The organism is Fulvimarina fulva, assembly GCF_039652615.1.
GTDB lineage: Bacteria > Pseudomonadota > Alphaproteobacteria > Rhizobiales > Rhizobiaceae > Fulvimarina.
In genome coordinates, this window is the sequence record NZ_JBDJAC010000007.1 from 158,320 (window position 1) to 179,686 (window position 21,367).

General features: G+C 61.1%; 21 protein-coding genes and 1 tRNA gene. 8 read left to right on the forward strand and 14 right to left on the reverse strand.

The features are described from left to right. Positions 1 to 12: 12 nt before the first annotated feature. Complete coding sequence (gene pncA / locus ABDX79_RS11640; RefSeq protein WP_346220456.1) at positions 13 to 666, forward strand: bifunctional nicotinamidase/pyrazinamidase; 654 nt, start codon at positions 13 to 15, stop codon at positions 664 to 666. Between the two features lie 98 nt (positions 667 to 764). Here pncA and ABDX79_RS11645 read toward each other — a convergent pair whose 3' ends face one another. Beyond that, a complete protein-coding gene (locus ABDX79_RS11645; protein ID WP_346220457.1) occupies positions 765 to 1,007 on the reverse strand; it encodes a hypothetical protein in 243 nt (80 codons plus the stop codon). Positions 1,008 to 1,223: 216 nt separating this feature from the next. Here ABDX79_RS11645 and msrB point away from each other — a divergent pair, with 216 nt between their 5' ends. Beyond that, the gene (gene msrB, locus ABDX79_RS11650; RefSeq protein ID WP_346220458.1) at positions 1,224 to 1,640 is read left to right on the forward strand and encodes a peptide-methionine (R)-S-oxide reductase MsrB; all 417 of its coding nucleotides are present in this window, start codon (positions 1,224 to 1,226) and stop codon (positions 1,638 to 1,640) included. Between the two features lie 83 nt (positions 1,641 to 1,723). On the opposite strand, the gene ABDX79_RS11655 is transcribed toward msrB, so the two are convergent. The 6 genes from ABDX79_RS11655 to ABDX79_RS11680 form a co-directional block, all read right to left on the reverse strand. Then, positions 1,724 to 2,416 (reverse strand): L,D-transpeptidase, encoded by a 693-nt coding sequence (locus ABDX79_RS11655; RefSeq protein WP_346220459.1) that lies wholly within the window; start codon positions 2,414 to 2,416, stop codon positions 1,724 to 1,726. A 254-nt stretch (positions 2,417 to 2,670) separates the two neighbouring features. Beyond that, positions 2,671 to 3,933, reverse strand: a complete 1,263-nt coding sequence (locus tag ABDX79_RS11660; RefSeq protein WP_346220460.1) for a multidrug effflux MFS transporter — start codon at positions 3,931 to 3,933, stop codon at positions 2,671 to 2,673. 175 nt (positions 3,934 to 4,108) lie between these two features. Beyond that, positions 4,109 to 4,456, reverse strand: coding sequence for a Grx4 family monothiol glutaredoxin (gene grxD / locus ABDX79_RS11665; RefSeq protein WP_346220461.1), 348 nt, complete (start codon positions 4,454 to 4,456; stop codon positions 4,109 to 4,111). A 101-nt stretch (positions 4,457 to 4,557) separates the two neighbouring features. Next, positions 4,558 to 4,794 (reverse strand): BolA family transcriptional regulator, encoded by a 237-nt coding sequence (locus ABDX79_RS11670; RefSeq protein ID WP_346220462.1) that lies wholly within the window; start codon positions 4,792 to 4,794, stop codon positions 4,558 to 4,560. 85 nt (positions 4,795 to 4,879) lie between these two features. Continuing rightward, entirely contained in the window at positions 4,880 to 7,102 is a 2,223-nt protein-coding gene (gene purL / locus ABDX79_RS11675; RefSeq protein WP_346220463.1) for a phosphoribosylformylglycinamidine synthase subunit PurL, read from the reverse strand. Between the two features lie 101 nt (positions 7,103 to 7,203). Further along, positions 7,204 to 7,620: a DUF1761 domain-containing protein gene (locus ABDX79_RS11680; protein WP_346220464.1), complete on the reverse strand. Its 417-nt coding sequence runs from the start codon at positions 7,618 to 7,620 to the stop codon at positions 7,204 to 7,206. A gap of 172 nt (positions 7,621 to 7,792) precedes the next feature. On the opposite strand from ABDX79_RS11680, the gene recJ reads away from it, so the two are divergent. Both recJ and ABDX79_RS11690 read left to right on the forward strand, forming a co-directional pair. Then, a complete protein-coding gene (gene recJ / locus ABDX79_RS11685; RefSeq protein WP_346220465.1) occupies positions 7,793 to 9,577 on the forward strand; it encodes a single-stranded-DNA-specific exonuclease RecJ in 1,785 nt (594 codons plus the stop codon). Between the two features lie 220 nt (positions 9,578 to 9,797). Then, positions 9,798 to 11,219: a methyl-accepting chemotaxis protein gene (locus ABDX79_RS11690; RefSeq protein WP_346220466.1), complete on the forward strand. Its 1,422-nt coding sequence runs from the start codon at positions 9,798 to 9,800 to the stop codon at positions 11,217 to 11,219. Positions 11,220 to 11,493: 274 nt separating this feature from the next. On the opposite strand, the gene ABDX79_RS11695 is transcribed toward ABDX79_RS11690, so the two are convergent. From ABDX79_RS11695 to ABDX79_RS11705, 3 genes are read right to left on the reverse strand one after another with little or no spacing between them, the layout of a single operon-like run. After that, the gene (locus tag ABDX79_RS11695) at positions 11,494 to 12,459 is read right to left on the reverse strand and encodes an ABC transporter ATP-binding protein (RefSeq protein WP_346220467.1); all 966 of its coding nucleotides are present in this window, start codon (positions 12,457 to 12,459) and stop codon (positions 11,494 to 11,496) included. Then, positions 12,456 to 14,402, reverse strand: coding sequence for a dipeptide/oligopeptide/nickel ABC transporter permease/ATP-binding protein (locus tag ABDX79_RS11700; RefSeq protein ID WP_346220468.1), 1,947 nt, complete (start codon positions 14,400 to 14,402; stop codon positions 12,456 to 12,458). The genes ABDX79_RS11695 and ABDX79_RS11700 overlap by 4 nt, the downstream gene beginning before the upstream one ends. Beyond that, entirely contained in the window at positions 14,399 to 15,343 is a 945-nt protein-coding gene (locus ABDX79_RS11705) for an ABC transporter permease (protein WP_346220469.1), read from the reverse strand. The genes ABDX79_RS11700 and ABDX79_RS11705 overlap by 4 nt, the downstream gene beginning before the upstream one ends. Positions 15,344 to 15,524: 181 nt before the next feature. Between ABDX79_RS11705 and ABDX79_RS11710 the strand changes: the two genes are divergently transcribed. Both ABDX79_RS11710 and ABDX79_RS11715 read left to right on the forward strand, forming a co-directional pair. Then, complete coding sequence (locus ABDX79_RS11710) at positions 15,525 to 16,118, forward strand: hypothetical protein (protein WP_346220470.1); 594 nt, start codon at positions 15,525 to 15,527, stop codon at positions 16,116 to 16,118. A 147-nt stretch (positions 16,119 to 16,265) separates the two neighbouring features. Then, positions 16,266 to 16,682: a GlcG/HbpS family heme-binding protein gene (locus ABDX79_RS11715; protein ID WP_346220471.1), complete on the forward strand. Its 417-nt coding sequence runs from the start codon at positions 16,266 to 16,268 to the stop codon at positions 16,680 to 16,682. Between the two features lie 33 nt (positions 16,683 to 16,715). Here ABDX79_RS11715 and ABDX79_RS11720 read toward each other — a convergent pair. After that, a tRNA-Pro gene (locus tag ABDX79_RS11720) sits at positions 16,716 to 16,792 on the reverse strand. 150 nt (positions 16,793 to 16,942) lie between these two features. On the opposite strand from ABDX79_RS11720, the gene ABDX79_RS11725 reads away from it, so the two are divergent. Further along, positions 16,943 to 18,532, forward strand: a complete 1,590-nt coding sequence (locus ABDX79_RS11725) for a GMC family oxidoreductase (RefSeq protein WP_346220472.1) — start codon at positions 16,943 to 16,945, stop codon at positions 18,530 to 18,532. Between the two features lie 200 nt (positions 18,533 to 18,732). On the opposite strand, the gene ABDX79_RS11730 is transcribed toward ABDX79_RS11725, so the two are convergent. The 3 genes from ABDX79_RS11730 to ABDX79_RS11740 form a co-directional block, all read right to left on the reverse strand. Beyond that, positions 18,733 to 18,945: a hypothetical protein gene (locus ABDX79_RS11730; protein WP_346220473.1), complete on the reverse strand. Its 213-nt coding sequence runs from the start codon at positions 18,943 to 18,945 to the stop codon at positions 18,733 to 18,735. A gap of 505 nt (positions 18,946 to 19,450) precedes the next feature. After that, positions 19,451 to 20,623, reverse strand: coding sequence for a tyrosine-type recombinase/integrase (locus ABDX79_RS11735; protein ID WP_346220474.1), 1,173 nt, complete (start codon positions 20,621 to 20,623; stop codon positions 19,451 to 19,453). Beyond that, positions 20,620 to 20,982 carry an Arc family DNA-binding protein gene (locus tag ABDX79_RS11740; RefSeq protein WP_346220475.1) on the reverse strand — a complete coding sequence of 121 codons (363 nt, stop codon included), beginning with the start codon at positions 20,980 to 20,982 and terminating at the stop codon, positions 20,620 to 20,622. Before ABDX79_RS11740 ends, ABDX79_RS11735 begins: the two co-directional genes overlap by 4 nt. A gap of 39 nt (positions 20,983 to 21,021) precedes the next feature. Between ABDX79_RS11740 and ABDX79_RS11745 the strand changes: the two genes are divergently transcribed. Next, positions 21,022 to 21,273, forward strand: coding sequence for a DNA-binding protein (locus ABDX79_RS11745; protein WP_346220476.1), 252 nt, complete (start codon positions 21,022 to 21,024; stop codon positions 21,271 to 21,273). Positions 21,274 to 21,367 lie beyond the last annotated feature (94 nt).

Genomic DNA, 21,367 nt, shown 5'->3' on the forward strand with positions numbered 1-21,367 from the left:
CGAGAAAGGATCATGAACAGGAGACGCCGCGATATGGTGACGATCAAGCCGAACGAGACGGACGCCCTGATCATCGTCGATGTGCAGAATGATTTTTGCATGGGCGGTGCGCTCGCGGTTCCTGACGGCGATGCCGTCGTGCCGATCATCAATGCGCTGGTGAAGCGATTCGATATCGTTGCCCAGACCCAGGACTGGCACACGCCGGGCCACGCGTCCTTTGCGAGCAGCCATGGCATGCAATCGTTCGAGACGATTGAGCTGTCCTACGGCACGCAAGTCTTGTGGCCCGATCACTGCATCATGGGGTCCGGCGGCGCTCAGTTTCATCCGCAGCTCAATGTTCCGCAGGTGCAGATGATCGTCCGCAAGGGCTTTCATCCGAAGGTCGACAGCTACTCCGCGTTTCGGGAAGCCGATCGAACGACCGATACCGGCCTTGCCGGCTATCTGCGGGAAAGAGGCGTCACCCGCATCTTCGTGTGCGGCCTTGCCTATGATTTCTGCGTCAGCTGGACGGCGCAGGATGGCCGCCGGGCCGGCTTAGAGGTTTTCGTGATCGAGGATGCCTGCCGGGCGATCGATATGAATGGTTCGAAAGAGGCGGCCCGAAAAGCGATGGGAGAGGAGGGCTGCGCGTTCGTCGCTTCCTCGGATATCGAGTGAGGACGCGCGACCCGCGACCCCCGACCGTTGGTCCCGTCGTGGAACCAGTTGTGGGGCCGGCTGCATAGGCCGGCCCGATCGATCTGTCAGAACGCAGCCTATTCCTCGAGGTCGCGGGGACCTTTTTTCAGGTCGTCGGTGTCTTCATCCACTTCCACCGCGCGGGATGGGCGTCTTTCCAACTCGCCGCCGAGCTCATCGGGGCTGCCCGGCCGATCGAAGTCGTTGTCCTGTGACGGTCTGGCTTTGGGTGCCTGCTTGCGGAAACCAAGGTCCTGATCGCGGTCCTGCACGTCCGGTTGGTTCTGTTGATTGTCGAATTTCGTCGGTCCCTTGGTCACTCTTGATACGCTCCTTACCGGATCTGCTTTGATTTATCGCTTCGCCCTCAAATCGGGACGTCGCTTCCTGCATTAAAAGTCATGTGAGTGGACTCCCGTTCCGCCGCGATTGCGAAAACCGGAGGGCGCGACAATCTGAACAAGAGGTAGGGTCCATCTTGCTCGCCGGGCTCAACTCACCACATTGGAGAGAAGAGATTTCGAGGAGCCATCATCATGGACGCACAAAGCGAGCAGCATTTTCCCGTTACCCGCACCGACGAGGAATGGCGCCAACTGCTGACGCCGGAACAGTATCAGGTGATGCGCAAGCATGGCACCGAGAGGCCGGGCAGCTGCGGACTTCTTGCGGAGAAGCGCCCTGGCACCTTCACATGCGCAGGCTGCGGGCAACCGCTGTTCATCTCAAAGACGAAGTTCGAGAGCGGAACAGGCTGGCCGAGTTTCGATACGCCCGTCGACGGAGCCGTCGAGGAAAGCCGTGACACCAGCCACGGCATGGTGCGGACGGAATGCCATTGCAGCCAATGCGGCAGTCATCTCGGCCATGTGTTTCCGGACGGACCGCCGCCCAGTGGCCAGCGCTATTGCATCAACGGCGTGGCGCTGAACTTCGAGCCTGCGAACGGCTGAAGCTCAAAAACTCGCTTGAAAACAGAAAAGCCGGCGCGATCGCCTCGTCGCGCCGGCTCTTCATCTCTTGCCGTCGTTCCTGATCAGACGGTGGCGGCACCATCCTGATAGGCGCCCCGGCGAACGATGACCTTGGTCCCGATCGGAACCCGCTGTTCGAGATCGATCACATCCTGGTTCATCATGCGAATGCAGCCCGAGGACATCGACCGGCCGATCGTGTGGGGCTCGTTCGTGCCGTGAATTCTGAAATGCGTGTCGCGACCACCGCGATAAAGATACATCGCCCGCGCGCCCAGCGGATTGTTGAGGCCGCCCGGAACGCCGCCGGCATATTGCTTGTAGCGGTCCGGATCGCGATTGATCATGTTGTTCGTGGGCGTCCAGCCCGGCCAGTCGGCCTTCCTCTTGACGGTTGTCGTGCCCGAGAAGGCAAAGCCCTGCTTGCCGACGCCAATTCCATAGCGCCTTGCCGTGCCGCCTTCCTCAACCAGGAACAGATAGTGGTTTTCCGGATCGACGACGATCGTGCCCGGCTTTTCCTTGCCGGTCCAGACGACCTCGCGGCGAACATTACGATCCTTGAGAACCGAGGCCGGAATGGCCGGAACGACGCGCCCACCGTCCTCAAAAGAACCGTACATGCCGGACAGGCCGCCATTGAAGGCGTAGCCGAGGACGCGGCTCGAAGGACCGGGCATGCTTGAACAGCCGGACATAAGAAGCCCCGACGACAGGGCGATAGCGGCGAAGACGCCGCGACGGGTATTGATCATGGGGCTCACCACACGGATATCTTCGGCTGGGTTCCGCGCGAGTCTGCAGGAAACATGGTTTCCAAAGCGTTATCACGCTCAACGTCGTGACTGCGTCACGGCCCTTCATCCCAAGTGTGCGAAAGCGATCTGCACTAGGCAAGCAAAAGCGTCGGGCAAGCCCCGGCTGTGCACCGTTCGGCTAGCGGATGTCACGGAACGGCAACATTTTGCCGTGCGGAACGCGTGTCCTGCGGGTGCGATCATTGCAAGCCTTACTCGGCCGGTTGTTCTTCGGGATCGCGCGGACGTCGATTCTTTCGCTTGAAAAGACCGCCATCGGCCACGAGCGCACAGATGAGCGCGCCCGTTCCGAGAACGCAAAAACCCACCAGCAACGGCACGATGCTGCCGTCGTAATAGGAGCCGATGATCGCGCCGAAGATGCCGCCGCCGAATGTCTGCATGAAGCCGAGCACGGAGGACGCCGTTCCCGCGACATGGCCAAGCGGGTCCATGGCGAGCGAGTTGAAATTCGTGCCGATGAAACCGAACAGGCAGAAATTCAGGGTGATGATAGGAACGAAGAACCAGATCGGCGTCGCGCCGCCAAACTCGTAGGCGACGAAGGCATGGAAGAGAGCGAGCCCCAGAAAGCCGAACAGCGCCCCGTGCGAGAGACGGCGCATGCCGAACCGCTCGACGAGCCTTGAGTTCAGGAAGGACGCGAGCGACATGAAGACGGCGGTGATCGAGAAGATCAGGGTGAAGGAGGGGCCGAGTTCATAGGTTTGCGTGAAGATCTGCTCCACCTGATTGATGAAGCCGAACAGAACTCCGAAAATCAGCGATGTCGCCATCGTGTAGCCGAAGGCGACACGGTTCGTGACGACGATCCGGAACGCTTCGAAAACGCGTTTGCCGGTCAGCTCCCGTCTGTTTTCCGGAGCGAGCGTTTCCGGCAGACGGGTAAAGGCCCAGATGCCGATGGCGCAGGCGAAGAGAGCGATGGCGACGAAGATTTCACGCCAGGACCCGAACAGCATGATGCCTTGGCCGATATTCGGCGCGACGACCGGGATCGCCATGAACACCATCATGACCAGCGACATGACGCTCGCCATCTTGCGGCCGCCGAAGCAGTCGCGGACCACTGAAATCGCAATGACGCGGGTCGCCGCCGCGCCGATGCCCTGAACGGCGCGCAGCGCGAGAAGAACCTCGAAGGTCGGGGTCGCGATCGCCACCAGCGAGGCGGCGATATAGATCCCGAGACCGGCGAGGAGAACCGGCCGTCGCCCGAAGCGGTCGGAGAGTGGGCCGAAGATCAGCTGCGCCGCGCCGAAGCCGAGAAGATAGGCCGTAATGACCAGCTGCCGCTGATTTTCCGCGCCAACACCCAGAGCGGAGCCTATGTCCTGAAGAGCGGGAATGAAAATGTCGATCGCGGCCGAATTGAGCGCCATCAGACACGCAATCAGGGTGACGAGTTCCCAATAGGGAAGGCCTCGCGTTTCAGAGTTCGGCGCGACGGGCATGAATGATGCTTTCAGATTATTCGTAACGCTTGTTATTTGTGCGGTGCAGAAATATCGGCAAGCCTACGAAACAGTACGTTTCACAAATCGCATTGATCGCCGCGGCGTATCCACAAACGACAAGAGCCCGCCTGTCGGCGGGCCCTCGAGACTGCATTTCGCTGTACGGTAGGTGTCAGCCCGCAGCCGGCTGGGGAGCTGTGGTGGCAATGCCGTTGTCTTCGAAGTGCTGCTTGAGCTCTCCGGCCTGGAACATCTCGCGCACGATGTCGCAACCGCCCACGAACTCGCCCTTTACATAAAGCTGCGGGATCGTCGGCCAGTCGCTGTATTCCTTGATGCCCTGGCGGAGCTCGTCCGATGTGAGAACGTTCACGCCCTTATACTCGACGCCCATATAGTCCATGATCTGGACCACCTGGCCGGAGAACCCGCACTGCGGGAAGGACGGCGTGCCCTTCATGAAAACGACGACGTCGTTCGACTTCACTTCGTTCGAGATCCAGTCGTTGATGCTGCTCATTTTTCGTCTTCCTGTCGTCTTCGGGTTGAAAGCCCGAGGTGGGAATTTTGGTGTTCGGCAATCAGAAAGGCAGGCCGTTTCCAGTTTGCGTGTCCGACCGACTAATCCTTCGGGGCGCTTGTCTGCAATGCGAGTGCATGAAGTTCGTCACCCAATTTGCCCTTCAGCGCGCGGTTGACCGCCTGATGCTGCTGAACGCGCGATTTGCCCCGGAAGCTTTCCGAAACGATCTCGGCCGCATAGTGATCGCCATCGCCTGCAAGATCACGGATCGTGACGGACGCGTCGGGAATCGCTTCCTTGATCATGCGTTCGATATCACCGGCATTCATCGGCATCGGCGGTTTCCTCGCTTGTTTCGGCTTTCTTCTGCGAAGGTAAGCGCGAAGCGCCCGCCCTGCAATCGCTTCGCCCCGTTATCGTTCAGGCCGCTGCCGGTTCGACGATCTCGCCAGACATGAAGTCCGGGAACCAGCCTTCGTGTGCGACCGTGATGTTGCCGACATCGAGGTCCAGACGATTGTCGATTGTCAGGCGGGTACCGCCGGCAACGCCCAAGCGGCGAACCGGGACGCCCGCGATTTCGGCTTCCTTCGCAATCCGCTCCGCTTCTTCCGGCTTGACCGCGATCACGTAACGAGCCTGATCCTCGCCGAAGAGGAGAGCGTGGCCGAAGCCCTGCCCGGCATCGATCCGCATGCCGCGCCCCGAAGTGATGCACATCTCGGCAAGTGCGACCGCAAGGCCGCCGTCGGAAAGGTCATGGCAGGCCTTGGCGATCCCGCCGGTGATCAGCTTGCGAACGAAATCGCCATGGCGGTGCTCGGCATCGAAGTCGACCGGCGGCGGGCTGCCTTCTTCACGACCTTCGATCTCGCGCAGATAGATTGAGGCGCCGAGATGGGTCCCATCCGCGCCGACGAGGAAGAGAATATCGCCGTCTTCCATCGCGCCGATCGTGGCGGTCTTCGTGCGGTCCTCGATCAAGCCGACACCGCCGATCGTCGGGGTCGGCAGGATCGCCTGCCCGTAGGTCTCGTTGTATAGCGAGACATTGCCTGAAACGATCGGGAAGGACAGGGCCTCGCAGGCCGCGCCAATGCCTTCGACGGCCTTGACGAACACGCCCATCAGCTCCGGCTTTTCCGGATTGCCGAAATTGAGGTTGTCGGTCGCTGCCAGTGGCGTCGCGCCGACGGCCGTCAGGTTGCGCCAGCATTCTGCGACGGCTTGGGCCCCGCCACGATAGGGATCGGCATCGCAGTAGCGAGGCGTGACATCGGACGAGAAGGCGAGCGCCTTCGTCGGATGCTCGTCGACGCGCACGACACCTGCGTCGCCGCCCGGTCGCTGCAGCGTGTTGCCCTGGATCAGCGTATCGTATTGTTCATAGACCCAACGGCGCGAGCAGAGGTCCGGCGAGCCGAGAAGCTTCAGAAGCACCGCGCCGTAATCGGCGGGCTCGGCGAGATCGGCTGCCGCAATCTCCGCACGTGGCTTCGATTCTACCCACGGACGATCATATTCCGGCGCTTCGTCGCCCAGTTCCTTGATCGGAAGATCGGCAACCTCTTTGCCGTCGAACATGATGCGGAATCGCTTGTCGTCGGTGGTCTTGCCAACGATGGCGAAGTCGAGATCCCACTTCTTGAAGATCGCTTCTGCGACCTCGCGCTTGTCTGGCCGCAGCACCATGAGCATGCGCTCCTGGCTCTCCGACAACATCATCTCGTAGGGCGTCATGGATGTTTCGCGAACCGGCACGGCATTGAGGTCGAGCTCGATGCCGAGATCGCCCTTCGCGCCCATCTCGACCGCCGAGCAGGTGAGCCCCGCCGCGCCCATGTCTTGGATCGCGATGACGGCGCCCGTCTGCATCAGTTCAAGGCAGGCTTCCAGCAGGCACTTTTCGGTAAAGGGGTCGCCCACCTGAACGGTCGGGCGCTTCTCTTCGATGGTCTCGTCGAATTCTGCCGATGCCATGGTCGCGCCGCCAACCCCGTCGCGTCCGGTCTTTGCGCCGAGATAGACGACGGGAAGTCCAACACCCTCGGCCTTCGAATAGAAGATGGCGTCGGTTTTCGCGAGACCGGCGGCAAAGGCATTGACGAGGCAGTTTCCGTTGTAGCGCGCGTGAAAATTCACCTCGCCGCCGACGGTCGGAACGCCAAAGGAATTGCCGTATCCGCCGACGCCCGCGACGACGCCCGCAACCAGATGGCGTGTTTTGGGATGGCTTGGCTCGCCGAAGCGCAGAGCGTTCATCGCCGCGATCGGTCGTGCGCCCATGGTGAAGACATCGCGGAGGATACCGCCAACGCCTGTCGCCGCACCCTGATAGGGCTCAATGAAGGACGGGTGGTTGTGGCTCTCCATCTTGAAGACCACGCAGAGCCCATCGCCGATATCAACGACACCGGCATTTTCGCCCGGTCCCTGGATCACGCGCTCGCCCTTCGTCGGGAGGGTTCGCAGCCACTTCTTGGACGATTTGTAGGAACAGTGCTCGTTCCACATGGCCGAGAAGATGCCAAGCTCGGTGATCGTCGGATCGCGGCCGATCAGCCCGCGCGCGCGCTCGTATTCGTCCGGCTTCAGGCCGTGCGCCGCGATGAGGTCCGGCGTGATGGCGATATCGTTGTCCATGACGTCTTTCATGACAAGGTAGAGTCTTATCGGCGCTTTAGCATCAACGCATCGCAGCGACAAAGGGGCAGGGCGCGCGCTTGGCGCAACTCTTGGGTTCGTCAGCCGGAAGCACCCGGCGCACCTGGCGGCGGAACGAGACCGATCGTCTTCAGAACCAGAGCCATGATGAACATCGCGCCGAACCAATGGGCACAATGAAGCGCGGTCCGCCCCACCGATACGTTGCGGTAGCCGAGGGATACCACGAGCGCGGGGACGACGAAGCCGATCCAGATGACGACGGCACTCCCGAGGGCCATCGTCCATTCGCCGGCTTCCGGCGGAGCGAGAATCAGCGCGCCGGCAAGGATCGAGCAGAGCCAGAATTCGGCAAGGAAGACGATCGCGATAAAGCCAATGGACCGCCGATTGCCGGCACCTGAGGACGGCACGACCGCCGCAAGGGCGGCTCCGAACGCAAGGCTGGCGATCGTCGCTGCGAGGATGGGAACGATGTTCAGAAAAATATAGATCAAGGCTGGCCCGCCATTTCAATCGTTCTGTCGAGGTAAGGGTATCGCTCGGCAGAGGTGAATCAAGGCGCTGCGGCATCTGGGCCGCAGGCGCCGGCCGGCTGTCGACGAAAGGTTTGGACCACTGCGTCCGCTTGCCCTCCCGCTCGGCCGCCGCATCGTCTATGAGGGCGTCATGGCGCGGAACGGACAAGCATTTCTGGGAGTGGAGCAGTCGCTCAGCGGACGCAAGTGGCGCGCGGCGCTCGACGAGCGCGGCGAAGCGCTGGCGCTCGCGATGAGCCAAAAGCAGGGGATCGACGAGATCGTCGCGCGCGTGCTCGCTGCCCGCGGCGTGACGGGCGATGAGGCCCACGTCTTCCTCGCGCCGCGCCTGCGTGACCTAATGCCGGACCCGTCCGCTCTCACCGATATGGACGCGGCGGCCGATCGGATCGCCTCGGCCATCGAAAAGCGTGAACGTGTCGCGATCTTCGGTGACTACGATGTGGACGGGGCATCCTCGGCCGCGCTTATGTGGCGATATCTGAACCATTTCGGGATCGATGCCCGCATCTACATCCCCGACCGCGTGACGGAAGGGTACGGGCCGAGCGTTGCCGCCATGGGTGAACTCGCCTCTGAGGCGAGCCTTGTCGTCACGGTCGATTGCGGCACCGCCAGCTTCGATCCAATCGAGGCCGCAAAGGCTGCCGGGGCCGATGTCGTCGTTCTCGATCATCACCAGACGGGACCGGACATTCCGGCGGCCACGGCCCTCGTTAATCCGAACCGGCAGGATGATGTCGCCGGTCTCGGCTATCTTTGTGCTGCCGGCGTTATCTTCATGGCGCTGGTCGCCGTCAACCGTGCCCTGCGCAAACGGGGCACGACGGAACTGCCCGATATTCTAGCCTGGCTCGATATTGTCGCGCTCGCGACGGTCTGCGACGTGGTTCCGCTGACCGGGCTCAACCGCGCCTTCGTCGTTCAGGGCCTAAAGGTGATGCGGACGATGGAAAATGTCGGGCTCTCCGCACTGACACGGATCGCGCGGCTTTCCGGTCCGATCGAGCCTCATCATTTGGGCTTCCTGCTTGGTCCCCGAATCAATGCCGGGGGACGGATCGGCGATGCGGCGCTCGGAAGCCGTCTCCTCTGCCTCAGCGATGCGGCTGAGGCCGAAGCGCTCGCGGTAAGGCTCGACGGTTTCAACCGGGAGCGTCAGGCCATGGAGCAGGTCATGCTCCGCGATGCCGAAGAGGCGGTTCTGCGCGAGATCGGAACCGGGGAGGGGCCTCCCGTTCTCGTGACCTCCTCAAGCGACTGGCATCCGGGAATCGTCGGCCTTTTGGCGGCAAGGCTCAAGGAGCGCTTTCGCAGACCGGCCTTCGCCGTAGCATTCGATGCGAACGGAAAGGGAAGCGGTTCCGGCCGTTCGATCAGCGGTGTCGATCTCGGCCGGCTCGTGCGCGATGCGGTGGCCGAGGGGATTCTCGATAAGGGCGGCGGCCACGCAATGGCGGCTGGCATCACCATCCAGCGAGAGCGCATGTCCGACTTTCGCGCCTTCGTCGAGGAGCGTGCGCTGGAGGCCGTAAACCGCACCCGGGCGAGCGAAAGCCTGAGCATCGACGGGGCTCTCGGCGCATCCGGCCTTTCGCCGGATCTCTACCGTGCCGTCGAGGCGGCTGGGCCATTCGGGCAGGGGCATTCGACGCCGGTCTTCGCTCTTGGAAACCTGCGTGTCCTCAACGCCTCCATCGTCGGCCACGCTCATGTTCGCGCGAATGTCGGCGGGCCGTCTGGTGGGCGGGCGGATATCATCGCCTTCAAGCAGGCCGAAACGCCGATCGGCGAGCGGCTGCTGAACCGGTCGGATCGCCCGATCCATATTGCCGGCTCTCTCTCGCTCGACCGTTTTCGAGGGCAGGAGCAAGTTCGTCTGCGCGTCGTCGATGTCGCGGACGCGCCAGACTGATTCAAGACCTGCGCAAGCCGCTGGGCCTACAAATCTCCTGCACCTGCAGGCCGAAACCTCCGTCGGACGTGACGCCAGTCAGACTGTATTCGAGGGACCGCCGGACCGCCGGTATATCGATGAAGATTTCATTAAAATAGCCGGTCTCTAACGTTTCGTTGATGAATTTCCTTCATGATGGGACGGGCATTCACGGGTGCTGGATCGAGGGAACTTAGACTTGTTCAAGAAAAAACGTCAAAAACTCAGCTACGGCGAGCAGGTGGCTGAAGCGCTCTTCAGGACTTCCCCGGACGCTTTGTTCATCATTCAGGACGGCGTCATTTCGGACTGCAACGCTGCAACCGAGATATTTCTGAAAGGCCCGAAAGAGCAGATTACCGGACTGAAACCCGTTCAAATTTCGCCCGAATTGCAGCCGGACGGTAGTAAAAGCGCCGACGGTCTCACCGCGCATATGAAAAACGCGGTTCGCGACGGCATTACCCGTTTCGAGTGGCGCATCAAGCGCCTTGATGGCTCGCAGTTTCCCGGTTTTGTCACGTTTGTTGCGACCGAAGTCGATGAGCGGCCGGCGCTCTCCTGCTTCCTCGTCGACATGACCATCATGGTCGATTTGAGAAACTTGCAGGAAGAGCAGAAAAAGGCGGAAGAAGCCGCTACAGCGAAGCAGAAGCGGGCTTTCGACGTGCTTGCGAACGGTCTTTCGAAGATCGCATCAGGCAACCTCTGCGTTCGTGCTTCCAAGGACATGCCGGACGGTTTCGACAAGATCGGAAACGACTTCGATTCGGCGGTCGTCGCACTCTCGCTCGCCTTGTCGGAGGTCGCGACATCGGTCCGCTCCGTCTCATCCACATCGGAAGAAATCGCGAGTACGTCGGACGATCTCTCCCGGCGGACCGAGCACCAAGCTGCAACGCTCGAACAGACAGTCGCTGCGCTGAACGAGATCTCGCGGGCCGTCGATGAGACCGCAAAGAATACCGGCGAAGCGAAGAAAGTCGCGCAGAGTGCGCGCTCCAAGGCTGAAAGCGGCGGCGCCGTCGTCACCAAAGCGATCGGAGCGATGACCCAGATCGAAGAGTCGTCAAACCGGATCAATCAGATCATCTCCGTGATCGATGAAATTGCCTTTCAGACCAACCTTCTCGCGCTCAACGCTGGCGTAGAGGCGGCGCGCGCCGGAGAGGCAGGTCGCGGATTTGCCGTGGTGGCGCAGGAAGTGCGTGCGCTTGCCCAGCGCTCCGCACAAGCTGCCAAGGAGATCAAGGGGTTGATCTCCACCTCCTCCGAACAGGTATCGCTCGGCGTCGAGCTCGTGACAGCGTCCGGCAAGAGCCTCGACGAGATCGTCCACGAAGTGAAGACGATGTCGGATGTCATCAACGAGATCGCGACCGCCGCGACCTCACAGGCAACAGGCCTTCGCGAGCTGAGCGGCGCCGCCGACAATATGGACAAGGTCACTCAGCAGAACGCAGCCGTCGTCGAAGAGGCGACAGCCTCCGCAAGGTCGCTCGCGGCTGAAGCGCGGAAGCTCGACAGCATCGCGCGACGCTTCCAGTTCGATGATGCCGCCGGCCATTCGAGCAGCTCTTCATCCGGTGGATCGCGTTCGCATCGAAAAGCGGCGGCCTGAGGCATTTCTCCGGAGCCCAACCGACGCGCATCGCGGCCGGTATGGTGAAGACTCGACAAACATCTCGCGTGCGACCTGATCGGGCGCGAGATTTTTGCGTCCTGCGACAGTCGATGACCGTGGCATCACACTCTTCAAGTCAGCGCCGGAAGCTTGTCATACCCACGGGCCTTTGAAACCAATGGTTTCATACGGCCCTCGGGAGCCCGAGCGGCGCCCGAGCCACTCGTCGGACCAGAATTGACCTGTCGGTCAATTCATTTGTCCGGCGGTATCAAACGGTGACCGGATGATGGCAGGCAGCCCGCCGATCCGAGCCTGCCATCTTCGCTTCGAGCGCTGGATCTGTCTTTCGGCAATCGCTCTCTGCCTTCGGGCATCGCTCGGCGAAAGCGCAGCCTTTCGGCGGATCGTAAGGGTTCGGCAGTTCGCCGGTATCGCCGCCTTCGGACATGCGTTTCTGGCCGGGAACCGGAGCAGAACGCAAGAGAAGATCCGTGTAGGGGTGAAGCGGTGAACCGAAGGCACTGTGATCTGGTGCCTCTTCCACGATCCGTCCAAAATACATCACGGCGAGCCTCGTTGCGACGCTCTCCACCACTGCCAGATCGTGGCTGATGAAGATATAAGTCAGGTCACGCTCGCGTTTCAGGCGGCCAAGGAGGTTCAGGACCTGCGCCTGAACGGAAACGTCGAGCGCCGAAACGGGTTCGTCGAGAACGATGATCTCCGGATCGGCCGCGAGCGCTCGCGCGATACCGATGCGTTGGGCCTGACCGCCGGAAAATTCATGCGGATAGCGTTCGAGAAACGCCGGATCGAGATTGACGGCTTCGCAGAGCTCTTCAAGTCGGATTTTCCGATCCCGCGCATTTAATCCCCGCAGATGCTTCATCGGCGCTTCGAGGATCGCCCGAATCCGGTGGCGCGGATTGAGCGATGAAACCGGGTCCTGAAACACATACTGCACTTTCTGCGCGAGCGCTTTCGCGCCTCCGTCCGTCAAGTCTTTGCCATTCAGCCGGATGATGCCCTCGCTCGGCGCATCGAGACCCACCAGCATGCGCGCGAGGGTGGATTTCCCGCAGCCCGACTCGCCGACAATGCCGAGCGTATCGCCTCGTTCGATCGCAAAATCGACGCCGCGAACAGCGGTCAGCTCGGGTTTGGCGCGTCCGAAGATCGTCCGACCGCCGCCGAACCGGCGTGTCAGGTTGGTGACGTCCAGAAGGGGGCTCACGCGTTGGCCTCCAGCGTTTCACCGGCCGCAAGTGGATGAATGCATCGCGCTTCGATGTGGCCGCGTTTCCGTTCCATCGGAATGGTGCCCGTCCTGCAATCGGCAGCAGCGCGCGGGCAGCGCGGCGCGAAGGCGCAGCCCTCAGGCAGCCTGTCGACGGCAGGCGGGCGCCCCTTGATCGCGGAAAGCCTTCGGTCCGGTTCGCCCATCACCGGCACGCAATCGACGAGCATCCGGGTATAGGGATGCGCGGGGTTTGTCATCACCTCGTCTGTCGGACCGGTCTCTACGATACGGCCGGCATACATCACGGCCACGCGGTCGGCGATTTCCGAGACGACGCCGAAATCGTGGGTAATGAACAATACGGCCGTGCCGCGTTCCTTTCGCAGAATGTCGAGCAGTTTCAGCACCTGTGCCTGCACCGTAACGTCGAGCGCGGTCGTCGGTTCGTCGGCGATGATCAGTTTCGGATCGTTTGCGAGCGCCATGGCGATGGACACGCGCTGGCGTAGCCCGCCGGATAGCTCGTGCGGATAGGCATTCATCCGCGCTTCGGCGTTCGGAATACGGACCTGCCGCATCAAGGTCAGCGCCTTGTCGCGCGCCTGCGACTGGCTGAAGCTCTGATGCGCCTGGATCGCCTCGATCAGCTGTTCGCCGGCGGTAAAAAGCGGATGAAGCGTCGCCAGCGGGTCCTGAAAGACATAGGCGATGTCGCCGCCACGCAGATCGCGCAAGCGTTTGTCCGATACATCGAGTAGATCTTCACTCAGAAATCCGACCTGACCTCCGGCGATCGTCCCGGGCGGGGAGGGCACGAGCCCTGTGAGGCTCATCGCAGTGACCGATTTGCCCGAGCCCGATTCCCCCAGAAGCCCGAGACATTCGCCCGGCCGAATGGCCAAGTCGACGCCGCCGACCGCCTTGTGAATGCTGCGGCCAATCCGGAATTCAGTTTTGAGATCGCGCACATCGAGAACGCGGTCGCTCTGTTCCAGCCTTGCGTCTTTCGCTCTTTCGCCAGCAATGGCCGTGCGGGCGGAAGGGCGGGCAAGTGCGCCGGAGCGAAGGCGCGGATCGAGCACATCGCGAATGCCATCGCCAAGAAGATTGATCGACAGGACGATGAGGAAGATCATCAGGCCGGGGACCAGCGATACGAAGGGCGAGGTGAAGAGCACCTTACGCCCTTCGCCCAGCATCGATCCCAGATCGGCCTGCGGTGGCTGCGCACCGAGACCAAGAAAGGAGAGACCAGCCGTTTCGAGTATCATCCATCCGATCGTGGTCGACAGCGTGATGACGATGGTCGGCAGGACGTTCGGCAGGACCTCGGTCACGATGATCATGAGGTTCGATTTGCCGGAGAGCCTCGCCGCATCGACGAATTCTCGCCGCGCAAGCCCAACGGTGATGCCGCGAATATTGCGCGCGAAGAATGGCACGTTGACGATCGCGATCGCATAGAGCGCGTTGATGAGGCCGGGGCCGAGTATGGCGACGATCGCCAGTGCGAGCAGGATATAGGGAAAGGCCATCATCAGATCGATGAAGCGCATCAGGGCCTGATCCGTCCGTCCGCCGGCATAGCCGGCGACGAGGCCGATGGCAGAGCCTGCGAGGGCCGCGATCAGCGAGGCCGAGAGCCCCACGGCAAGCGACACCCGCGTTCCCCAGATCAGCCGGGAGAGCATGTCGCGGCCGAGCGCATCCGTGCCGAGGAGATGACCGGCCGAAAACGGGGGGATCAGGCGGTTCGCCGGATCGGTGGCGTTCGGATCTGCAAGCGGAAGGATCGGCGCGAGGAGCGCCGTGAGAACCACGAGCACGAGCACCGCGAGCCCGAAGGTCGCGAGCTTGTTGTTGAGGAGAAGCGAGAGCGACGATGGACGACCTGAGCCAGCCGTCGCTTCGGGATCATTTGCAGCAACCGCGCTCATTTCAGCCTCGGATCAAGCGCGACCTGAAGGATGTCGGCGAGAAGATTGAACAGCACATAGGAGGCGGCGACCACCAGAACGCCGCCTTGAACGAGCAGGATGTCGCGCTGGGAAATCGCATTCACGAGCATCGCGCCGATGCCGGGCCACTGGAACACGGTCTCGATATAAACCGCGCCGCCGAGCACGAAGCCGGCCTGGATGCCAATCACCGGGATGACCGAGACAAGCGCCACCTTGAACGCGTGGACATAGATCACCCGCCTCTCGGAAAGCCCCTTTGCCCGGGCCGTGCGGATATAATCCTGCCGCAGAACCTCCAGCATCGCCGTGCGGGTGAGCCGTGCAATTACGCCGGTCGCGACGACAGCGAGGGTCACGGACGGAAGAACCAGATGGTGGAGGATGTCGAGCGGCCCGCCGCCGCCATAGACCGCCTCCATGCCGCTCGCCGGAAACAGCCTGATCTTCACCGCGAAAAACAGGATGAGGATGAGACCCAGCCAGAAGGATGGCACCGAAATGCCGATCAGCACCGCGATCGTGATCGCCTTGTCGGCAAACCCGAACTGGCGAACCGCCGAAACGATCCCTGCCAAAAGCCCGAAGAGCGAGGCGAGAAACAGAGATGCCCCGGCGAGGATCAGCGTCGCCTGAAAGCGCTCCAGCACCTCGTCGATAACCGGGCGGTTGAGCGCGTAGGAGCGGCCGAAATCGCCCTGGAGGACACCCGAAAGCCAGGTGAAATACTGCTGCGGCAGGGACTTATCGAGCCCGAGATCGGCGTTCAGCTCCCGTACATTCTCCGGCGTCGCATATGAGCCAAGAATGGCGGTCGCCGGATCGCCGGGAATCAGCGCGATCATCAGGAAGACGATGATCGACAGGCCAAACAGCACAGGGATTGCAGCGAGAAGGCGCTTGGCGATGATGGCACTCAAGGGGCGGTCCCATAATCTTCGTTAATCGGCGGTCTCGATAGTCACGCTCCATTCACTTGGCCCGGAATGCGTGCAAGTCACGGTTTCAGCCGGTTTCGATATCCTCGCCAATTCCTATTTCAGTGCTCGACACCTCGAGCCCAGTCGGCCGAATCCCTGATCTTTAAAGGATGTTACGACTTTGAAACCGATTCTCACAATCGCTGGCATTCTTGCCTGCAGCCTTGGTCTCAGCGCGCAGGCGCTTGCGCAGACGCCGTCCGATGCGGCACCCGACACACCCGCCGCGGCCGCGCCGACAGAGGCGCAGACACAAGCACCATTGCTGACGCCCGACATTCTGACCGAGCGGCTCAACGCGTCCGAGATCTGCACGCCTTTGACGCTGAACATCAATGATATCACCAGTCTTTTCGGTGTCGCGATCCCGAGCTACCTGCCGATCGATCCGACCCTTCGCTGGGACCAGAACGCCCACACGGTGGAGAGTTTCGCCGCAAACGAAGGGTCTTTCGAAGCCGTCATTAATATCGGCTGCCAGCCTTCGTCCAACGGCACGCTCCTCAATTTCATCGGCCTGACCGCCGAAAAGCTGCGCTTGCCGGGTCAGGCTTTCTGTGCCGGCGCGTTTGGCGAGAACGGCGAACTCGTCGGCAACGACTGCACGATCGAGGGACGGATCGTGCCTTATGTCGGCAAGACCATCGATCTGGAAGGTCGGGTCGAACGCGGGCTGACGACCACTATTCCGGTGACAAGCGAAACCCCCAACTAGGCTCGTGCTTTGACCTGGTTCGCGCGAGAACATCAGGGCGCAGATCCGGTCGAGGTCATCGCTTTTGGTCAGCGAAATATTGACTTGCCGCGGGAAGCGACAGGTTTGTCCGGTAGACCAAGACAACCGGTTGGAGGAAATGAACCGATGAACACCAAAGACACCAAGGTTCTCACCCATGAGGGCGCGCTTGCCATGATTTCGGCGGCGATCGACAAGGCAAGCGAGATCGGCCAGCCGCAATGCATCGTGGTGGTCGATGCCTCGGGCGAAACGATCGCCGAGGTGCGGATGACCGGCGCAAAGTTTCTCAGCCGCAAGAGCGCGCTCACCAAGGCGCGCACCGCCGCGTCCAATCGCACTCCTTCGGGCAGTGTGCCCGACCATATGCGCCCGCATATCGAGCTTGCGACCCAACTGAGCGTGACCGGCCTTCCCGGCGGCCTGCCGATCGCCTTCGACGGCGAGGTCGTCGGTGGCATCGGTGTGGGCTCGGGAACGGGCGATCAGGATCTCGAATGCGGCCGGGCAGGGCTTGCAGCAGTTGGCGCAGACGCGTTCTGACGCTGCCGAGTCGTTCTCGATTTTTCAAGAAAATGGTCGGAGCGAGAGGATTCGAACCTCCGACCCCTTGGACCCCATCCAAGTGCGCTACCAGACTGCGCTACGCTCCGCCGTGGGGACAGATAATCCGGCACGCGCCGCGACGCAAGCACGGATTGGCCAATCGGCCTTATTCCTGTCGATCGATCTACGGAATGGGCGAGGTCGATTGCGATCCTATCTGATCGCATCCGGCCACCCGATAGAATGACGAGGCTTCCATGACTGCTGAAATCGAAGAGCGCTACGATGTGGTGATCGTGGGTTCGGGCCCGGGCGGCGGGACCATGGCCTGGAAGCTCGCGCAGACCGGCAAGCGCGTCCTTCTCGTTGAGCGCGGAGATTATCTGAAGCGCGAACGCGAGAATTGGGATACCAAAGCGGTGTTCGTGGATGGTCGCTATCAGGTGGACGAGACCTGGACCTCGGAGTCCGGCGAGACGTTCAAGCCGGGCCTTCATTATTTCGTCGGCGGCAATTCCAAGGTCTATGGCGCGGTCCTATTCCGCCTGCGGGAAGAGGACTTCGGTGAGATACGCCATTCCGGCGGGCTTTCCCCGGAATGGCCGGTCAAATATGATGTCTTCGAACCCTATTATCAGGCGGCCGAAGAGCTGTTCGAGGTGCGCGGGCAACGCGGCGAGGATCCGACAGAGCCTCGCTCGCCCAAGCCATACAAGCACAAGCCGATCGCCCACGAGCCCCGGATTGCGGCGCTTGCCGAATCCTGGAAGAGGGAAGGTCTTCACCCGTTTCACCTTCCCATGGGCGGGCTGATGGATCAGGACGAGACCGGAGCCACGACGCCCCACTCCAAGCTCCTGCGCTGCGATCCCTTCGACGGCTATCCGAGCCTCACCAACGGCAAGTCGGATTCCCAGATCATCTGCGTCGATCCGGCGCTTGAGGCCCATCCGAACCTGACGCTGCTCAAGAATGTCTATGTGGACAAACTGCTGACCGATCCGGCCGGCCGGGAGATCACGGGGCTCGAGACCGTGATCGAAGGCAAGCGCCATACCATTCGCGGTGACATCGTGGTGGTCGCCTGCGGGGCGCTGTCCTCGGCGCTTCTCTTTCTGCGTTCAGCCAATGATGCCCATCCGAACGGTCTTGCCAATCGATCGGGGCAGGTCGGTCGAAATTACGTACGCCACAACAACGCGACGGTTCTCGCCATCTCGCGCACGCCGAACCCGACCGAATTCCAGAAGACGCTCGGACTCAACGACTACTATCACGCCCATGACAAGTCGCCGGCCAATCCGCACGAATTCCCGCTGGGCCATATCCAGATGGTCGGCAAGTCGGACGGCATCCAGATCGAGGCCGAGGGCTTGCCGGAGATGCTCCACTGGCTGCCTAAACAGCCTTTCGACTGGATCGCGCGCCATTCCATCGATTTCTGGCTGACCTCGGAAGACCTGCCGATCCCGGATAACCGCATCTACTACCGCAACGGTCAGGTTCATCTCGATCTTGAGCCCACCAATATGGAAGCGCATGGGATCTTGCGTGAGACACTTCGCCAGATCTGTGACAAGGCAGAAATTCACCCCCACCTCCTCGATCAGAAGCTCTATCTCGGCAAGAACACGCCGATCGGCGGAACCGCACACCAGGCCGGCACCCTGCGCTTTGGCGAAGACCCGAAACAAAGCGTTCTCGACCTCGATTGCCGCGCCCATGGCATCGAAAATCTCTACGTCACCGATGCGAGCTTTTTCCCATCGATCGGCGCCGTGAACCCCACCCTCACCATCATCGCTAACGCCCTGCGCGTCGCTGACCGTATCGCCGAAAGATTGTAACGAAAAAGGTTCGCCGCCGTTTAAGAGCAACTCGTCTCAGGCCGGCCGAATTCCAGTGGCGGCTGCCGCTCGGTCAGGCGTCGTGGGAGCGTTCCTAAAAAAGAGCACGCTGCGACTCTAAGATCTTACAATGGCCAACGGACAAAGCTCGCACTGTCGCCCGCAACCATCGGAAAACACTCCGTGATCAAGCGGGACACTCACTCAGCCTCATTGATAATCGGCGAGTCCAGGACAGGAGCGTTCCCGTCGTCGTTTTCGGTCCCGATCTGGAATGGTCCATATTGATCAGAGCCTCGAAGGTCTATGAGAATAAATGTGAGCACAGCGATAAACGCCGCAGCGACGAGTACGATGAAGAACGCACTGCCGTTTGATTTCCTGCGGCCCGGGTATTGCTGTTCAGGATCCATCTTAGCTCCCCGTGCCCTCGCTCTTATAACTCTATGGAGATAGCGCCTGACATCCTGCGACTGACAACGCGATCACGATCCCTACGGCCAAGCAGTTCCATAGAACGAATCTAAATCGTCTATCCAAAGTGGGCGTCCCTTCCCGTTTTGCCTCGGCACGAAATATGTCGCTGAATGGCTAAATGGAGACCTGCGTTCGATATGCCGCAGGCAAGTGCTCGAATCGCATCGCGAGCACGATTTGACGGTTCAACTCTGGAAGCTATCGTTCTCGATAGGAGTGTTTCAGCTGTTCGGAAGCAAGTTTCATATTGCATCTTTTGACGCATGGAGTCGCAGAGGGTAAAGGACGGCCCCTTAGATCAAGGGAAGTCGGCGCATTGCGACGTGCCTGAGAGCGTTGGTGGGCGCGCAGGGACTCGAACCCTGGACCTACAGATTAAAAGTCTCTTTTGAGAGCTTGCGCCACATAGGTTTGCGGGCTCCATGTCGCGTTCTTGTCGCATCAACCAAGGAATGCAGCCTCAGCGAGAGCCAGTTCGGCGGCGTCATCGTTCGACGGAAACAGGTGCGAATAGGTGTCCATCGTCAGAGCGATCGTGGCATGTCCAAGCCGTTCCTGAACGCTCTTTGGAGGCAGGCCGAGACCGCCATCCTCTTTCCGGTTGATGCACCACGACGCGAAGAAATGGCGAAGCGAATGGAGGCCGGTGTATTTCGGCAGCGGCCCATCATCGCCCTCGACGATCACACCCGCGTTGATCCATGCCGGATGCAGGCCGCGCTTCACAATGTTCGTATGGCTCTCGACGTTCCCGGCACCGTTCGGGAAGGCAAGACCGAGATCCCCGATCGGGCAAGCGAGCTTCCATTCCCGGAGAGCGTTGACGACCATAGGCAGGACCGGGACCGTCCGCTCGCCCGCTTCCGACTTCGGCGCTCCGATCGTGTTGAGGAAGTCCGCGCGCTGGCGAACGTGGATCAAGCCCCGATCGAGGTCGACGTCTTCCCATCGCAGGCCGCGCAGTTCGGAGGCTCGCAAGCCGGCGAAGATGAAGGTCAACATCGCAGGGCGCCAGCGGCCTTCCAGAACGCCGATAAGCGCCTTCACCTCGTCACGGGTCGGAATGTCGACGCCGACCTTCAGGCGCCCTCTCTGGCGCTTCTCAGCGCGCCTGTCGCGCCCCTTTTGTCGAGCCCGGCCTTTGTCCCGAACAGCGTTCCTCACAACCAGGCCGCGTTCCTGCGCATCGGAGATGATCGACCCGAGCGTTACCATGACCTTGCGCAGCATCGATGACGAGCGCCCGGCCGCGATCATGTCTTCTTCGAACTGGCGAACGGATGGCACCGTGAGACGCGAGAGAAGCGTATGTCCGATCATCGGGACGATATGAAGCCGGACATGCTGCCTATACTGAACGAGCGTTCCATGCTCGACACGGCGCTCGCACGACTTCAGCCATAGGTTCGCAGCGTTTTCGATGGTGGCGCTGGCACTGTCCGCGACATGCGTCCCGTCCCGGACCTCAACGCTGGCCGTCGCGGCGAAGGCGTCCGCCTCTTTCTTCCGGGCGAAGCTCTTCAGCCGGCGCTTGCCGCTTCCGTCGACATAGTCGCAGACCCATGCGGACTTCTCGACGCCGTTCGTCGTCCATGTGCGGCGGCGGACGCTCACTCGTCGTCCTCGTCGATCCCCAGATCCTTCAGCAATTCGCTATGGTTCATCGGTCTTGCGCCGCCCATTCGTTCGGCGAGTTCATCTCGAAGCACAAGCTCCTGTAATGTTCTCGGCAAGGCTTCAAACTCACCCGGGAAGCTTCGGCCCATCCGACGCCGAAGCAGGATGTCCTCAATCTCCCTCATCGGGGCGGACATTTCCGGCTGCGGCTCCGGATAGAATTGATCGAGTAGCGCGACAATTTCGGCGTTCATCGATCGGTTGTTCGCGTCTGCAGCCGCCTTGATGCGATCCCGCATCCCGTCAGGAAGGCGAAGAACGTACTTATCCTGCGGCTGTGTGGGCTTTTTACTCATAAGTGGCTACCAGCCATAATTTTTCAATTGACACAAGCAATGGCTGTCAGCCATGTTCAGTTATGGCTAGCAGCCATCAATGAACGAAAGGTAAACGGAATGGCAGAAAGCACAGACGGGGCGTTTGACCCGGTATGGGGCGCCGGCTCGATCTCGAAGGTCATCAAGAGGTCTGAACGGGTGACGTTCAATTTGCTTGAGAAGGGTGAGATCCCCGCGAAGAAGATCGGTGGGCGATGGGTCGCGGATCGCACCACCCTCATCAACTTTTTCAAGGAGACGGCAGCATGACCTCCCGAACCGATCTCTCGGCGGTCTGGCCGCCGACGGCTGATGTCGCGGCGCAAGCCGGTCATGAGCCTGTCAGTCCGATGAAGGCGATCCG

Bases quoted from the DNA above. Each gene is read 5' to 3' on its own strand.
- ABDX79_RS11660 (WP_346220460.1), bottom strand. From the start codon at position 3,933: ATGCCCGTCGCGCCGAACTCTGAAACGCGAGGCCTTCCCTATTGGGAA.
- ABDX79_RS11700 (WP_346220468.1), bottom strand. From the start codon at position 14,402: ATGAGCGCGGTTGCTGCAAATGATCCCGAAGCGACGGCTGGCTCAGGT.
- ABDX79_RS11715 (WP_346220471.1), top strand. From the start codon at position 16,266: ATGAACACCAAAGACACCAAGGTTCTCACCCATGAGGGCGCGCTTGCC.
- ABDX79_RS11730 (WP_346220473.1), bottom strand. From the start codon at position 18,945: ATGGATCCTGAACAGCAATACCCGGGCCGCAGGAAATCAAACGGCAGT.
- ABDX79_RS11655 (WP_346220459.1), bottom strand. From the start codon at position 2,416: ATGATCAATACCCGTCGCGGCGTCTTCGCCGCTATCGCCCTGTCGTCG.
- ABDX79_RS11740 (WP_346220475.1), bottom strand. From the start codon at position 20,982: ATGAGTAAAAAGCCCACACAGCCGCAGGATAAGTACGTTCTTCGCCTT.
- pncA (WP_346220456.1), top strand. From the start codon at position 13: ATGAACAGGAGACGCCGCGATATGGTGACGATCAAGCCGAACGAGACG.
- recJ (WP_346220465.1), top strand. From the start codon at position 7,793: ATGGCGCGGAACGGACAAGCATTTCTGGGAGTGGAGCAGTCGCTCAGC.
- ABDX79_RS11670 (WP_346220462.1), bottom strand. From the start codon at position 4,794: ATGCCGATGAATGCCGGTGATATCGAACGCATGATCAAGGAAGCGATT.
- grxD (WP_346220461.1), bottom strand. From the start codon at position 4,456: ATGAGCAGCATCAACGACTGGATCTCGAACGAAGTGAAGTCGAACGAC.
- ABDX79_RS11725 (WP_346220472.1), top strand. From the start codon at position 16,943: ATGACTGCTGAAATCGAAGAGCGCTACGATGTGGTGATCGTGGGTTCG.
- ABDX79_RS11745 (WP_346220476.1), top strand. From the start codon at position 21,022: ATGGCTGTCAGCCATGTTCAGTTATGGCTAGCAGCCATCAATGAACGA.
- purL (WP_346220463.1), bottom strand. From the start codon at position 7,102: ATGGACAACGATATCGCCATCACGCCGGACCTCATCGCGGCGCACGGC.
- msrB (WP_346220458.1), top strand. From the start codon at position 1,224: ATGGACGCACAAAGCGAGCAGCATTTTCCCGTTACCCGCACCGACGAG.